Raw genomic sequence first — 15,178 nt, forward strand, 5'->3', positions numbered from 1 at the left:
ATCCGAGAAGTCGCCTTTTCTCGCGATGTAGAGCGCGATAGGCTGCCGGTTCGAGAATCGCCTGCCCGCGCCACCGGCGCACCGCCTTCCGTTCTTCTCCGGAGTTCCGATGACTGACCGCAGCACGGCCGCGCAACCGCGGGCGCTCGACTGGCTTCTCTACTTCCTGGCGCCGGTCTTCTTCTCCAGCAACCTCATCTTCGGCCGCGGCATCACCGGCGAGATCGCCCCCTTCACAACTGCCTTCCTGCGCTGGTTCGGTTCGGCGATCATCATCTTTCCCTTCGTCTATGCCGAGCGGCGGACCTGCCTCGCCTTCGTGCGCCAGCACACGGCGATCTGGCTGGTGCTCGGCTTTCTCGGCATGGGCATCTGCGGCGGCTTCGTCTACTGGGCGCTGACGCTGACGACCGCCTCGAACGCGACGCTGATCTACACCACCTCGTCGCTCTTCATCATCCTCTTGCAATGGCTGCTGCAGGGGCGCCGCATTCGACCGGGCGAACTGCTCGGCATGGCGATCGCCTTTTCTGGCGTCGCCGTCATCGTGCTCAAGGGCGACTGGTCGGCGGCGACAAGCTTCACCTTCAACGTCGGCGACCTCGGCATTCTCGTCGCCGCGATTGCCTTCGCGCTCTATTCGCTCTTGCTGCGGCATCCGGACGCCGCGGCGATGCCGCCGCTGCCGCTCTTCGGCCTGCTCGCTTTTTCCGGCGCGATCGTACTCCTGCCGCCTGCCCTCTACGAGGTGGTGACCGGCGGCCTTTTGCCCGACAGTACGAGCGACTGGACGAAGCTTGCCGGGATCATTGCCTTCGCCTCGCTCGCCGCCTTCTACTGCTTTCAGCACGCGGTGCGCGTCTTCGGTCCGGCGATGGCGGGTGTCACGCTCTACCTGATGCCGCCGACCTCGATCGTCATGGCGGTCATCCTGCTCGGCGAGCACTTCGAGAGCTATCACGCCGTCGGCATCGTGCTGGTGACGGGCGGGCTGATGCTTGCCACTGCACCGGTCAGGCGCCGATCCTGACTGAACGATGCGCGACACGGGTTTGTCGCACATTGAACGGTTTTCACCCTAAACCCTTGATTATCGACGTCCTCGACCCCAATTTCTTGGAGGAAAGGATGTTCACGCCATGAAACAGAGCAACGCAAAATTTGGCATCGGGGAAGTCGTCCGCCACAAGTTCTTTCCGTTCCGGGGCGTCGTTTTTGATGTGGATCCGGAATTTGCGAATTCGGAAGAATGGTGGAACTCGATACCGGCGGAAGTCCGGCCGAACAGGGACCAGCCCTTCTATCACCTGCTCGCGGAGAACGAGGAGACGGAGTACGTCGCCTATGTTTCGGAGCAGAACCTGGAACACGACGACAGCGAGGTTCCGCTGCGCAATCCGCAAGTGAACCAGATCTTCGTCATGGAGCAGGCGGGCCGCTACAAGCCGCGGGTCAACTTCGCCCACTAGACCATCGCCGGCCGCACGGCGATACGAACGAAAAAAGGCCCGGGAGACCGGGCCTTTTCCTTTGATGCTCTCTCGGCGATCAGTTGCCGGTCTTCGCCTTGTCCTGGGCGGCCTCGAGTGCCTTGCGGCTCTCGTCGGTCTTCTTCTGCATGACTTCCTGCAGGAGGCGCTGGCGCTCCTCGGCCTGCGACTGCGACATCGCCTCGCCGTCATAGGCGCCGGTGAAGCCTTCGAGCGTAATCTTGATCGGGTTCGGCGCGCGGCGGAAGTTGATCGAGGTGAAGACCACCTCATTGCCCTTCTTGAGGCTCGCGATGACCGCGTCGGTCAGCGGCATTTCGGCCGTGCAGCGGTCGGGCAGGCAGACGGCGTAGTCGAGCTTCTGGCCCTTGCCGCCATCGATCTGCATCATGATGCCCGGCGGGATGAGGCGGGCGGTCGGAACGGTGACCTGCAGGATCTTGCGGTTGATCTTGCCTTCGACGCTGATAAGGCCGACGGCGGTCAGGAGCTGACCATTCTGGGCGAGCTGCTGATTCTGCACCACGCAGACGTCGTTGTCCTCCTGCTTCTGGCAGGTCTTGAACCACTTCGGCGGAGCGGCATTCGGGGCGGCGCCTGCATCCTGTGCAGCCGAAACCGCGGGAACGGCGGCCGTGCCGATGGTGAGGACAAGCGCGGAAAGAACAGCCCGCGTGGCTTTGTTTGCTTTAAGCATCATACGAATTCCGTCTCCTGAAAACCAATCCCGAACCGCACTCACGGTACGGCACCGCTCGGTCGTGCTGCCAGTCACCTGTCGTTCAAATGAGGCAAATACATGACCTTGGCTACCTGGTCACACCTGTTACATCGGGCAACGTCGAAATTCCAGCCCTTCTTTGGGCCTTCCTTGCGTCGCCGGGCGAAATTGGCCGCCTGATGTGTTGGTTTTATGGTCTTCGTGGTAGCCTCCGCCCGCGAATCCGACATCAGCCGAAAGGAATCGACGTGCGCCGCCTTCTTCTTCTCCTCCTCTTCCTGGGCTTTTCCGGACTGGCTCAGGCCGAGCCCGTTCACGGCATCGCCATGCATGGTCAGGTGGCGTTGCCGTCGAATTATACGCACTTCCCTTACGTCAATCCGCAAGTGAAGAAGGGCGGCAAGATTTCCTACGGCGTCGTCGGGACCTTCGACAGCCTCAACCCCTTCGCCATCAAGGGCATGCGCACGACCGCACGCGGCGTGTGGGACCCGGAATACGGCAATCTCTTCTACGAGGCGCTGATGCAGCGCTCGAGCGACGAGCCGTTCTCGCTCTACGGCCTGCTTGCCGAAAGCGTGGAATGGGACGAGGAGCGCAGCTTCATCCAGTTCAACCTCAATCCCAAGGCGCACTGGCACGACGGCAAGCCGGTGACGGCGGAAGACGTCATCTTCTCCTTCAAGCTGCTCGCCGAAAAGGGTCGCCCACCCTACAACAAGCGCCTCGATGTCGTCTCCAAGATGGAGCAGGTCGGCGAGCGCAGCGTGCGCTTCACTTTCAACGAGAAGGCCAATCGCGAGACGCCGCTGATCCTGGCACTGTCGATGCCGATCCTGCCGAAGCACGCGGTCGATCCGGCGACCTTCGAGCAGACCTCGCTTGCGATCCCGGTCGCCTCCGGTCCCTACAAGATCAAGTCGATCCAACCCGGCGAAAGGATCGTCTGGCAGCGGGACCCGGACTATTGGGGCAAGGACATTCCCTCCAAGGTCGGCCTCGACAACTATGATGAAATCTCCGTCACCTACTTCCTGCAGGATTCGACGCTTTTCGAAGCTTTCAAGAAGGGTGACGTAGACGTTTACCCCGACGGCGACGCGAATCACTGGGGCCGCGCCTACGATTTCCCTGCCGTACAGAAGGGCGACGTCGTCAAGGAAGTGTTCAAGCCCGGCCTGCCCTCAGGCATGCTCGGTTTCGTCTTCAACACTCGTCGGGCGATCTTCGCCGACGTGCGGGTGCGCGAGGCGCTGTCGCTCGCCTTTGATTTCGAGTGGATGAACAAGACGCTCTACGACAACGCATTCCAGCGCACCCAGAGCTTCTGGCAGAATTCGAAGCTCGGTGCCTACGGCAACGCCGCCGACGAGCGCGAACTGGCGCTCCTCGGGCCGGCAAAGGACAAGATCGATCCGGAAATCCTCGCCGGCACCTACACCATGCCGGTGACGGATGCGTCCGGAAGCGACCGCAAGGTGCTGCGCGACGCCGTCGGCCTGCTCAAGGAGGCCGGCTATACGATCAAGGGCGGCAAGATGGTGGATGCCTCAGGCAAGCCGCTCGCCTTCGAAGTGATGACCCAGAACGCCGGCCAGGAGAAGATGGCCGTCGCCTTCCAGCGGGCGCTGAAGATGATCGGCGTCGAGATGGCGATCCGCACGGTTGACGACGCGCAGTACCAGGCACGCTCGAACAGCTTCGACTACGACATGATTATCAAGGCCTACACCTCGTCGCTGTCGCCGGGGGCGGAACAGGTCAACCGCTGGGGATCAGCCTCGAAGGATGCGCAGGGCAGCTTCAACTATGCGGGCGTGGCCGATCCGGACATCGACCGGATGATCGACGCGCTGATGAATGCGCGCACCCAGGAGGATTTCCAGGCGGCGGTGCGCGCCTATGACCGCCTGCTGGTCGACGGCCACTATGTCGTGCCGCTCTATCACCTCGGGGAACAGTGGGTGGCGCACTGGAAGCGTATTGCCCGGCCCGAGCAGGTTCCGCTCTACGGCTACCAGTTGCCGACCTGGTGGGATGCGCGGGCGCAGTGACGGCGCCTGACTCGTCCTTTCCTCTCGCTTTTCCGGGTGGTTCCCGAAAGGTAACGCCTTGAAGCGAGCGTCGCTTGGCCCTAAGTGGCGGGAACAGATTTCTTCCGCCACTGAAGATCACCGAAAGGACGCCCCATGCAGCGCATCACCATCGACATCGTCTCGGACGTCGTCTGCCCCTGGTGCTTCCTCGGCAAGGCGCGCCTCGACCTCGCAATCGCCGAGGTGCAGGACGAAATTTCCGTCGATGTGAACTGGCGCCCGTACCGTCTCAATCCCGACTACCCGCCGGAAGGCGTCGACCAGGAGGCCGAGCTTGCCCGCAAGCTCGGCGGCAAGGAGAACATGGACCGCGCCCATGAGCAGTTGAAGGCGCTCGGACGCGAGGTGGGCATCGCCTTCGACTTCGATGCGATCAGGATCGGTCCGAACACGCTCGACGCCCACCGGCTGATCCATTGGGCCGGCACGGAGGACCGCGAGGCGCAGCAGCGCGTCGTCCAGGCGCTGTTCAAGGCGAATTTCGAGGAGGGCCGCAATGTCGGCGACCGCGCCGTTCTGCTCGACATCGCCGAAACGGCGGGGCTCGACCGTGCGGTGATCGCGACACTGCTGGAAGGCGACGCCGACAAGGCGCACGTGCTTTCCGAGATCGATGCGGCCCAGCAGATGGGCGTGAACGGCGTGCCCTTCTTCATCTTCGACCAGAAATATGCCGTCAGCGGCGCGCAAACACCAGAGATACTCGCTAACGCGCTCCGGGACATTGCCCGTCTGAAAGCCGAGGATCAGCGAAAACTGAATTGACGGCGGTCAGTAAGGGACCTATCCAGAGAGCGTCGCGTCTCTCCCCGGAAGATCCCCCCTTGTCCCAAGACACCACCCTCAAAGGCGTCCTGATCGCCTTCGTCTGCTTTGTCGCCTATGCCATCAGCGACGCTTCGGTGAAACTCATCGACGGCCGCGTGCCGCCGCTCGAAGCGGCCTTCTTCGGTTCCTGCTTCGGTCTTCTGGCGGTTCCCTTCCTGTTGAAGAAGGGCGACCGCTGGTCCGACCTCGTGCGCACGACCAACCGGCCGCTCTGGCTCCTGCGATTCGTCTGTTCGGCGATCGGGACTGTCGGCAGCATCATCGCCTTCACCGAACTCAGCATGGCCGAGGCCTTCAGCCTGATCTTCCTGCTGCCCTCCTTCGCCACGATCCTGTCGGTGATCTTCCTCAAGGAGAAGGTGGGTCCACGGCGCTGGTCGGCGGTCATCATCGGCTTCCTCGGCGTCCTGATCGTCCTGCGCCCGGGCTTCCGCGAGCTGTCGTTCGGGCACCTGACGGCGCTCGTTTCCGGCTTCACCGGCGCCGTTTCCATCGTCATCTACAGGGCGGTCGGCCCGGCCGAAAAGAGCGTGTCGCTCTATGGTGCCGGCTTTCTCGGAAGCCTGCTGATTTCCGGAGCGCTCATGGTGCCCGGATTCGTCTGGCCATCGGCGCACGACTTTGCGCTGCTGACGTCCTTCGGCATCCTCGCGACGGTCGGCAACGTGCTGCTGATGGTCGCCTCCTTCTATGCCTCGGCGGCGGTGGTCGGGCCGATCCAGTACAGCCAGATGATCTGGGCGGTGCTCTTCGGCTACGTGCTCTTCGGCGACCGCCTGGATATGCCGATGTTCGCCGGCATCGTGCTGATCGTCGGCTCGGGACTTCTGACCGTCATCCGCGAACGCCAGCGCGGCGTGCCGCTGCCGCCCTCGCTCGCCGCAGCGCCGCAGGCCGCACTTTCGTCCGAGCCCGAGACGCAGGCTGATCTCGACCGTCAGGGCTGACGCGCCAGTTCGGCCATCTGGGTCATGACCATCGCAGCACCGGCGAGCCGCTTTTCCGGCGTCGGCAGGTCGCGGGTGAGGAAAACGCTCTGGTCGGGGCGGATCTTCGCCATCGTGCCCTGTTTGGCGATGTAGCCGACGAGCGCCGCCGGGTTCGGGAATTCCTTGTTGCGGAACTGGACGACGACGCCCTTCGGGCCTGCCTCGAGTTTCTCGACATTCGCCTTGCGGCAGAGCGCCTTGATGTAGACGACCTTCAACAGGCTCTGGACTTCCGCCGGCATCGGGCCGAAGCGGTCGATCATCTCCGCGCCGAAAGCGTCGATCTCTCCGAGTTCGGTGAGTTCGCCGAGGCGGCGATAGAGGCCGAGGCGCAGGTGCAGGTCCGGCACGTAGTCATCAGGGATCATGACGGAGGTGCCGACGGAAATCTGCGGCGACCAGCCGGTATCCTCGACGACGTCCACGCCCTTCACCTCGGCGACCGCCTCTTCCAGCATGTGCTGGTAAAGCTCGAAGCCAACTTCCTTGATGTGGCCGGACTGTTCCTCGCCGAGCAGATTGCCGGCGCCGCGGATATCGAGATCGTGGCTCGCGAGCTGGAAGCCTGCGCCGAGCGTGTCGAGCGACTGCAACACCTTCAGGCGACGTTCGGCCGACGAAGTCAGCACCTTGTTGACCGGCAGGGTCAGCAGCGCGAAGGCGCGGACCTTCGAACGGCCGACGCGGCCGCGCAGCTGGTAGAGCTGGGCGAGCCCGAACATGTCGGCACGGTGGACGACCAGCGTGTTGGCGGTCGGCACGTCGAGGCCCGATTCAACGATGGTGGTCGAGAGCAGCACGTCGTAGCGGCCGTCATAGAAGGCATTCATGATGTCTTCGAGCTCGCCGGCAGCCATCTGGCCGTGGGCGACGGCGACCTTCAGCTCCGGCACGTCCGACTGCAGGAAAGCCTGCACGTCGGCGAGGTCGGAAAGCCGCGGGCAGACGTAGAAGCTCTGGCCGCCGCGATAGTGCTCGCGCATCAGCGTCTCGCGGATCACCAGCGGATCAAAGGGCGAGACGAAAGTGCGGACGGCCATGCGGTCGACCGGCGGCGTGGTGATGAGCGAAAGCTCCCGAACGCCCGTCATTGCAAGCTGGAGCGTGCGCGGGATCGGGGTCGCCGAGAGCGTCAGGACATGGACGTCTGACTTCAGTTCCTTCAGCCGTTCCTTGTGCTTGACGCCGAAATGCTGCTCCTCGTCGATGATGAGGAGGCCGAGATTGGCGAACTTGATGCCGGAACCGAGAAGCGCATGAGTACCGACGACGATGTCGGTCTTGCCTTCCGCCACTTCCTTCTTGACGAGGTTGAGCTCCTTGCTGCCGACGAGGCGGGATGCCTGCTGAACCCGGATCGGCAGGCCGCGGAAGCGCTCGGAGAAGGTCTTGAAATGCTGGCGCGCCAGAAGGGTGGTCGGAACGACCACGGCGACCTGGATACCGTTCATCGCGGCGACGAAGGCGGCGCGGAGCGCCACTTCGGTCTTGCCGAAGCCGACGTCTCCGCAGACGAGACGGTCCATCGGCCGGCCGGCACCGAGGTCGCCCCGCACCGCCTCGATGGCGTTCATCTGGTCCTCGGTCTCGTCATAGGGGAAGCGGGCGGCGAACTCGTCGTAGAGGCCCTCCTGCGTGGTCAGCACCGGCGCGGACCGCGTCAGCCGCTCGGCGGCGATGCGGATCAGTCCGTCGGCCATGTCGAGCAGGCGGCGCTTGAGCTTCGCCTTGCGCATCTGCCAGGCGCCGCCACCGAGGCGGTCGAGCTGGGCGTCGCTGCCTTCCGAGCCGTAGCGCGACAGAAGGTCGATGTTCTCGACGGGCAGGAAGAGCTTTGCGTCGTCGGCGTAGAGCAGTTCGAGGCAGGCATGCGGCGCGCCGGCGGCCTCGATGGTGCGCAGGCCGACGAAACGGCCGATGCCGTGTTCGGCATGGACGACGATCGCCCCCTCGTCCAGACCCGCAACCTCGGAAATGAAGTCGGCGGCGCGCCTGCGGCGCTTGGAGCGGCGCACCATGCGGTCGCCGAGAATGTCCTGCTCGCCGACGATGACGAGATCGCCCGCTTCGAACCCGCCTTCGAGACTGAGGACAGCGGCACCGCCCTCGCCCTTCTTCAGCGTGTCGACGTCCTTCAGCGACTTGACCGGAACCAGCTTTTCGAGCCCGTGCTCGGCAAGCACCTGGCAGAGGCGATCGAGCGAGCCGTCCGACCAGCCGGCGACGAGCACCTTGGCGCCCGAGGCGCGCTTGTCTGCAATGTAGCGGACGGCCTGGTCGAAAACGTTGACGCGATTGCCCTCGGCAGCGTCGACGGCGGTCTTCGCCCAGCGCGGGCTCGGGCGGGCGGCGATCTCCACCACCTTCCGCGTTTCACCCTCATGTTCGGCGAAGGGCGAAATGCGGACCGGCGCCACAGCATCGAGCGCATTGGCAAACTGTTTGGCACTGAGGTAGAGCCGCTCGGGCGGCACGGGCTTGTAAGGGGTGCCCTGCGAAAGGTGGCCCTTGCCGGGCTCGCCTGACTGCACGCGCGCCTCGTAATAGTCGCGGATCTGCTTTGCCCGTTCCTCGGCAGCCTCGCGAACGGTGTGATCGGTGACGATGAGAAAGCCATCGAGGTAGTCGAAGACCGTTTCCAGATGGTCGTGGAAGAGCGGCAGCCAGTGCTCGAGGCCGGCATAGCGGCGTCCCTCCGAGACGGCGGCATAGAGCGCGTCGTCGCGGGTGGCGGCGCCGAAGAGCGAGAGATAGTTCTTGCGGAAGCGGGCGATGCTTTCCGGCGTCAGCGTCACCTCGCTCATCGGATTGAGGTCGAGGGAACGGGCCTGCCCCGTCGTGCGCTGGCTCGCCGGATCGAAATAGCGGATCGATTCCAGCGTGTCGCCGAAGAAATCGAGACGCACCGGCTCTTCTGCACCGGGCACGAAGACGTCGAGGATGCCGCCGCGGACGGCGAATTCGCCGACCTCGCGGACCGTCGCGACCCGTTCAAAACCGTTGCGTTCGAGCCGCGAGGCAACGTCGTCCATGCGGATCTGGTTGCCCGGGCGGGCAGAGAAGGCGAGGCTCTCGATGACGTCGGCCGGGGCGACCCGCTGCAGCATCGCATTGACCGTCACGAGGACGACGCTGGGGTGCGGCTTGCGGCGATGGGCGATGAGGCCGCCGAGCGCGGTCAGGCGGCGGGCGGAGACGTCGGCGCTCGGCGAGACGCGGTCATAGGGAAGGCAGTCCCAGGCCGGCAGCGTCAGCACCGGAATTTCCGGCGCGGCGAAGGAGAGTACCTGCTCGATGTCGGCGAGCTTCTGGCCGTCGGAAAGCACGTAGGCGACGGGGCGGCCCTGCCGCGCGAGTTCCGCGATCAGGAAGGCGTCCATGCCGTCCGGCACGCTCGAAAGCGTCAGTGCGGTTTCGGCCCGCGCGATCGTCCTGGCGTCGAAGAGGGAGATCATTCTGCCTTTCCGGTGGGTTCCATGGTGACCGGCGAGAAGTCCGGACGACAGGCGGCGATGCGCTCGAAGAGCGGTGTCCGATGGCGCTCGGGGACAGCTTCCGCACCCGTGATCCATTTCACCAGATCGTTGTCCTCTTCGGCCATGATCTTTTCGAGTTCGTCGAGTTCGGCGTCGGAGAGGTCGGCGAGCGCCTGTTCGGCAAACTGGCCGAGGACGAGGTCCATTTCGCGGATGCCGCGGTGCCAGCAACGGAAAAGGATGCGCCGGCGGCGCGGGTCGAGATCGGCGCTGGTGCGGGTCAATCCTGTCATTTCGGCATCCCTTCCTGTTGATGCGCCTCTATAGCCCCTGGGATCGGTATTGTCAGCCTTGCCAAGCACGTAATTATCGTCGCATTTTGGCAGCCACCATGCGCCCCACCCTGCTCGATCCCCTGTTCGCACCCGTCGCTTCGCTTCCCGGCGTCGGGCCGAAGCTCGCCGGCCTGATCGCCACGCTGCTCGGGCGCGAGGAGGCCGACGACTGCCGGGTGATCGACCTCCTGATGCTGGCGCCGCACCGGCTGATCGACCGGCGTTACCAACCCGGCATCGCGCTCGCTCCGCAGGGTGCGATCGTCACCGTCACCGGCCGCGTCGACCGCCACCAGCCGCCGCCGCGCGGCAACAGGAGCGTGCCCTACCGCGTCTTCCTGCACGACGACACCGGCGAACTGGCGCTGACCTTCTTCCATGCCAAGGGGCCGTGGCTTGAAAAGACATTTCCTGTCGACGAGACGGTGATGGTGTCCGGCAAGGTCGACTGGTTCAATGGCCGCCCCTCGATGGTGCATCCGGACTATGTGGTGAAGGCGAGCGAGGCAGAGAGCCTGCCGCGCGTCGAACCCGTCTATCCGCTGACCGCCGGGCTCTCGCCCAAGGTGCTGCGCAAGGCGATTGAGGGCGCGCTGGAGCGCCTCCCCGAGCTTCCCGAATGGATCGACCCGCCGCTCGTCCAGCGGCAAGGTTTCGAGGGTCCGAAGGCGAGTTTCCTGAGGCTCCACAATCCCCGCGATGCGGCCGATGTCGAACCGCAGGCACCTGCACGGCGGCGGCTTGCTTATGACGAATTCCTCGCAGGCCAGGTGTCGCTGGCGCTGGTGCGACAGAGGCTGCGCCGGGTGGCGGGCTCCCCGGTCCATGCGACGGGGGCAATCAGTCACAAGATTCTCGCCGCCCTTCCCTTCTCGTTGACCGCCGGCCAGCAGCAGGCGGTCGCCGATATCCTGAAGGACATGGCGGGGCAGACCCGCATGCTCCGTCTCCTGCAGGGCGACGTCGGCGCCGGCAAGACGCTGGTGGCGCTGCTTGCGATGGCGGCGGCGGTCGAGAGCGGCGGCCAGGCGGTGCTGATGGCACCGACGGAAATTCTGGCGCGGCAGCACTACGCGACCATCTCGCGGCTCGCGGAGGCGGCCGGAATGTCCGTCATTGTCCTGACCGGCCGCACCAAGGGCCGCGAACGCGAGGCGATCCTCGAGAAGATCGCGAGCGGCGAGGCCCAGATCGTCATCGGCACGCACGCCCTCTTTCAGGAGACGGTGAGCTATCGCAACCTGCAGCTCGCCGTCGTCGACGAGCAGCACCGGTTCGGCGTGCACCAGCGGCTGCGGCTCACCGCCAAGGGGATTTCGCCGCACATGCTGGTGATGACAGCAACCCCCATCCCGCGCACGCTCGTCCTTGCCGCCTTCGGCGATCTCGACGTCTCCAAGCTCACGGAGAAGCCGGCGGGCCGCAAGCCGATCCAGACGGTGACGGTGCCTTCCGAACGCACCAACGAGATCATCGACCGGCTCAGAAGTGCGGTCCGTGAGGGCAAGAAAGCCTACTGGATCTGCCCGCTCGTCGAGGAGTCGGACGTGACGGAGCTGATGTCGGCGGAGGAGCGCCACGCGATTCTGACGCAGGCGCTCGGGGCGGATGTCGGGCTCGTTCACGGTCGCATGAGCGGAGCGGAGAAAGACGCCGCGATGATGGCGTTCAAGAACGGCGAAACCCGTGTCCTCGTTGCGACGACGGTGGTCGAGGTTGGCGTCGACGTGCCGGACGCGACGATCATGGTGATCGAGCATGCGGAACGGTTCGGCCTCGCCCAGCTTCACCAGTTGCGCGGCCGCGTCGGGCGCGGCGCGGAGGCCTCGAGCTGCATTCTCCTCTACAAGGCGCCGCTCGGCGAGACGGGTCACGCCCGGCTTTCGATCCTGCGCGAGAGCGAGGACGGTTTCCTGATCGCCGAGGAGGATCTGAAGCTGCGCGGTGAAGGCGAACTCCTCGGCACGCGGCAATCGGGCACGCCGGGTTTCCGCTTCGCGAGCCTCGAACACCACGGCGACCTTCTGGAAACGGCGCACAAGGACGCTGCCTACATTCTGGAGAAGGATGCGGATCTCGTCTCGGAGCGCGGGCGGGCGCTGCGCATCTTGCTCTATCTCTTCCGGCGCGACGAGGCGATCCGCTTCCTTAGAGCCGGGTGAAAGCTGTCGGCGGAAACGGTCCTTAGCCGACTAATCCCGGTCGTTTCAGGGCTTCCAGACCGGAAAGACGGTTTCCACGCTGCGCGGCTTGTAGTCCGGCATGACGAGGCCGCCGGAGATCAGGAGCTTCGCCGCTTCCTCCGGCGTCATGTCGAGAAGCTTGATGCGGTCGCGCGGCACGAACATCAGGAAGCCGGCGGTCGGAACAGGCGTCGGCGGCAGAAAGACGGCGACCATTTCGCGGCCATCCTCGTTGAGCCGGGCGGCGATCTCGCCGCGGGCATCCGTGGCGATGAAAACGACCGCCCACATGCCGGGGCTCGGGAATTCGACGAGGCCGACCCGCTTGAAGGAGGACGACTGGTCCTTCAGCACGGACTCGAAGATCTGCTTCAGGCTCTTGTAGAGCGTGCGCACCAGCGGCATGCGGTGGAGGACGCGCTCGGAGAAATCGACGACGGAACGGCCGATCAGGTTTTTGCCGAGAAATCCGATCAGGGTAATCGACACGACGGCGATCAGCAGACCGAAGCCCGGGATCGCAAACTGCAGATAGCTCTCGGGATCGATGCGGCTCGGGATATAGGGTTTCACCCAGCTGTCGGCCCAACGGATAAACGACCAGGTGAGCCAGATGGTGATCGCAACCGGCGCGCAGATGATCAAGCCGGCGAGAAAGTTGTTTCTCAGCCGTGCCGCCAGTGACATCTTCTCCGGGAGATCGTTCATCGGTCGCCGCTATGCTGCATCGCCAAAGAAACCGGGGTGGAAGGCGACAATGCCGGATGGGACCGGGTCATTCAAGGGCAGAGCGAGCAAATATTCGCGAGGAACGCCGGGCGTCGTGAGATCATGCTCGGTACTGAATCCGAAGCGCTGGTAGTACGCCGGCTCCCCGACGAGCACGCAGCCCATCGCGCCATCCTCCTGCAGACGACGGAGGCCCTCACGGACAAGATTGCTGCCGATCCCCTGCCCCTGCCGGTCCGGCCGCACCGAAATCGGCCCGAGGCCGAACCAGCCCTGTTCGCCGCCGGAAAAGGTGACGGGCGAGAAAGCGACATGGCCGACCACCTCGCCCTCTTCCTCCGCCACCAGGGAGAGCGTCAGGACGCCTGCCGCTCGCAGTCTTTCTATGATGCGCGGCTCACTGCCGTCACTGTGCGGATGCCCCTCGAAGGCAGCAGCCGTGACGGCGCCGATCACTGCCTCGTCGCCGGGGCGCTCGGGTCGCAAGATCACTCGACAGTCACCGACTTTGCGAGGTTGCGCGGCTGGTCGACGTCGGTGCCCATGAAGACCGCCGTGTGATAGGCGAGCAACTGGACCGGCAGGGCGAAGACCATGGGCGCGATGAGCTCGGCGACGTTCGGCAGGACGATCGTCGCCATGGTCGGCAGCGTCGAGGCGGCGGCCCCCTTCTCGTCGGTGATGAAGATGATCCGCCCCCCGCGGGCGGCGACTTCCTGCATGTTGGACACCGTCTTCTCGAAGAAACGGTCGTGCGGCGCAATCACGATGACCGGCATGTTCTCGTCGATGAGGGCGATCGGTCCGTGCTTCAGCTCGCCGGCGGCGTAACCCTCGGCGTGGATGTAGGAGATTTCCTTGAGCTTCAGCGCGCCTTCGAGCGCCATCGGATAGCTGGTGCCGCGGCCGAGATAGAGCACGTGATGGAACTTCGAAAGCTCGCGCGCGAGGCTTTCCATCTGAGGCTGGATGTCGTTGAGAACGCCGCTCATGATGCGCGGCAGCTCCGACAGGCTGCGCACCATTTGCTTTTCTTCCGCCTCGGTCAGCGTGCCGCGCCGACGTCCGGCGCCGATCGCGAGCGAGGCCAGCACCGCGAGCTGGCAGGTGAAGGCCTTGGTGGAGGCGACGCCGATTTCCGGACCGGCGAGGATCGGATAGACCCCGTCGGACTCGCGCGCGATCGTCGATTCCTTGACGTTGACGATGCCGCCGATCTTCAGGCCCTGCTCCTTGCAATAGCGCAGCGAGGCGAGCGTATCGGCGGTCTCGCCGGACTGCGAGATGAAGAGTGCGGCATCGTCCTTCGAGAGGGGCATTTCGCGATAGCGGAATTCTGAGGCGACATCGATCTCGACCGGCAGCCGCGCATAGCGTTCGAACCAGTACTTGCCGACGAGGCCGGAGAGATAGGCCGTTCCGCAGGCGGAGACCGCAAGGCGCGACACCTTGCCGAGATCGATCGCGGTCTCGTCGAGGCGGACCGTCTGGCTGTGGAAATCGATGTAGTTCGACAGCGCGTGGGAAATCACCTCCGGCTGTTCGTGAATTTCCTTTTCCATGAAGTGGCGGTGATTGCCCTTGTCGACGAGGAAGGCGCTCGCCTGGGAAATCTGGTGCGGGCGCTCGACCGGCTTGCCGGAGAAATCGGTGATCTCCGCGCTGTCGTGGTGGATGACGGCGCAATCGCCGTCGACCATGTAGACGATGTCATTGGTGAACGGCGCAAGCGCGATCGCGTCGGAACCAAGGAACATCTCACCCTTGCCGAAGCCGATCGCGAGCGGCGGCCCGGAACGGGCGGCCATGATTGTGTCCGGATCGTTCTCGAACATCACGACCAGCGCGTATGCGCCGGTGACGTGGTTCAGCATGGCAAGCATGGCCGCATGATTGTCATGCCCCTGGCGGCGGTATTTCGCGATCAGCTGGGCGACGATTTCCGTATCGGTCTGGGTGGTGAACTTGGCTCCTTCGCGGGCAAGCTCCTCGCGCAGTTCGGCGAAGTTCTCGATGATGCCGTTGTGGACGACCGCGACGCCTTCGACGAAGTGCGGATGGGCATTGGTTTCATTCGGAACGCCGTGGGTCGCCCAGCGCGTATGTGCGATGCCGATATTGCCGCCGAGCGGTTCGTCCGCAAGGCGCTTTTCCAGGTTGAAAAGCTTGCCTTCGGCGCGGCGGCGATCCATCACGCCATTGTCGATCGTCGCGACACCGGCCGAATCGTACCCGCGATATTCCAACCGCTTCAACGCATCGACAAGGCGGTCCGCGACCGGCTTGTTACCGACAATTCCGACAATGCCACACATATAGTTCTCCGTCTGG

At 64.5% G+C, this 15,178-nt stretch carries 12 protein-coding genes; 6 read left to right on the forward strand and 6 right to left on the reverse strand.

What is annotated here, in order from left to right:
• Positions 1-109: 109 nt before the first annotated feature.
• Both ACM6UT_RS12995 and hspQ read left to right on the forward strand, forming a co-directional pair.
• Entirely contained in the window at positions 110-1,030 is a 921-nt protein-coding gene (locus ACM6UT_RS12995; RefSeq protein WP_416797769.1) for a DMT family transporter, read from the forward strand.
• Positions 1,031-1,139: 109 nt separating this feature from the next.
• Positions 1,140-1,469 carry a heat shock protein HspQ gene (gene hspQ / locus ACM6UT_RS13000; RefSeq protein WP_416797770.1) on the forward strand — a complete coding sequence of 110 codons (330 nt, stop codon included), beginning with the start codon at positions 1,140-1,142 and terminating at the stop codon, positions 1,467-1,469.
• Between the two features lie 79 nt (positions 1,470-1,548).
• Here hspQ and ACM6UT_RS13005 read toward each other — a convergent pair whose 3' ends face one another.
• Positions 1,549-2,190 (reverse strand): invasion associated locus B family protein, encoded by a 642-nt coding sequence (locus ACM6UT_RS13005; protein ID WP_416797771.1) that lies wholly within the window; start codon positions 2,188-2,190, stop codon positions 1,549-1,551.
• Positions 2,191-2,459: 269 nt separating this feature from the next.
• On the opposite strand from ACM6UT_RS13005, the gene ACM6UT_RS13010 reads away from it, so the two are divergent.
• The 3 genes from ACM6UT_RS13010 to ACM6UT_RS13020 all read left to right on the forward strand — a co-directional run bounded on the left by ACM6UT_RS13010 (position 2,460) and on the right by ACM6UT_RS13020 (position 6,082).
• Positions 2,460-4,265 (forward strand): extracellular solute-binding protein, encoded by a 1,806-nt coding sequence (locus ACM6UT_RS13010; protein WP_416797772.1) that lies wholly within the window; start codon positions 2,460-2,462, stop codon positions 4,263-4,265.
• Positions 4,266-4,400: 135 nt separating this feature from the next.
• Positions 4,401-5,072 carry a DsbA family oxidoreductase gene (locus tag ACM6UT_RS13015; protein WP_416797773.1) on the forward strand — a complete coding sequence of 224 codons (672 nt, stop codon included), beginning with the start codon at positions 4,401-4,403 and terminating at the stop codon, positions 5,070-5,072.
• Between the two features lie 59 nt (positions 5,073-5,131).
• The gene (locus ACM6UT_RS13020; protein ID WP_416797774.1) at positions 5,132-6,082 is read left to right on the forward strand and encodes a DMT family transporter; all 951 of its coding nucleotides are present in this window, start codon (positions 5,132-5,134) and stop codon (positions 6,080-6,082) included.
• On the opposite strand, the gene mfd is transcribed toward ACM6UT_RS13020, so the two are convergent.
• Entirely contained in the window at positions 6,073-9,579 is a 3,507-nt protein-coding gene (mfd, locus tag ACM6UT_RS13025; protein ID WP_416797775.1) for a transcription-repair coupling factor, read from the reverse strand. The two genes, ACM6UT_RS13020 and mfd, sit on opposite strands and share 10 nt — an antisense overlap.
• Positions 9,576-9,893 carry a succinate dehydrogenase assembly factor 2 gene (locus ACM6UT_RS13030; protein WP_416797776.1) on the reverse strand — a complete coding sequence of 106 codons (318 nt, stop codon included), beginning with the start codon at positions 9,891-9,893 and terminating at the stop codon, positions 9,576-9,578. Before ACM6UT_RS13030 ends, mfd begins: the two co-directional genes overlap by 4 nt.
• 98 nt (positions 9,894-9,991) lie before the next feature.
• On the opposite strand from ACM6UT_RS13030, the gene recG reads away from it, so the two are divergent.
• Positions 9,992-12,097: an ATP-dependent DNA helicase RecG gene (gene recG, locus ACM6UT_RS13035; protein ID WP_416797777.1), complete on the forward strand. Its 2,106-nt coding sequence runs from the start codon at positions 9,992-9,994 to the stop codon at positions 12,095-12,097.
• Positions 12,098-12,142: 45 nt separating this feature from the next.
• Here recG and ACM6UT_RS13040 read toward each other — a convergent pair whose 3' ends face one another.
• The 3 genes from ACM6UT_RS13040 to glmS are packed head-to-tail and all read right to left on the reverse strand — an operon-like array spanning position 12,143 to position 15,162.
• Positions 12,143-12,826 carry a DUF502 domain-containing protein gene (locus ACM6UT_RS13040; protein ID WP_416797778.1) on the reverse strand — a complete coding sequence of 228 codons (684 nt, stop codon included), beginning with the start codon at positions 12,824-12,826 and terminating at the stop codon, positions 12,143-12,145.
• A gap of 9 nt (positions 12,827-12,835) precedes the next feature.
• Positions 12,836-13,339 carry a GNAT family N-acetyltransferase gene (locus ACM6UT_RS13045; RefSeq protein WP_416797779.1) on the reverse strand — a complete coding sequence of 168 codons (504 nt, stop codon included), beginning with the start codon at positions 13,337-13,339 and terminating at the stop codon, positions 12,836-12,838.
• The gene (gene glmS, locus ACM6UT_RS13050) at positions 13,336-15,162 is read right to left on the reverse strand and encodes a glutamine--fructose-6-phosphate transaminase (isomerizing) (RefSeq protein WP_416797780.1); all 1,827 of its coding nucleotides are present in this window, start codon (positions 15,160-15,162) and stop codon (positions 13,336-13,338) included. The genes ACM6UT_RS13045 and glmS overlap by 4 nt, the downstream gene beginning before the upstream one ends.
• Positions 15,163-15,178 lie beyond the last annotated feature (16 nt).

This window comes from Ciceribacter azotifigens (assembly GCF_048159625.1).
GTDB lineage: Bacteria > Pseudomonadota > Alphaproteobacteria > Rhizobiales > Rhizobiaceae > Allorhizobium > Allorhizobium azotifigens.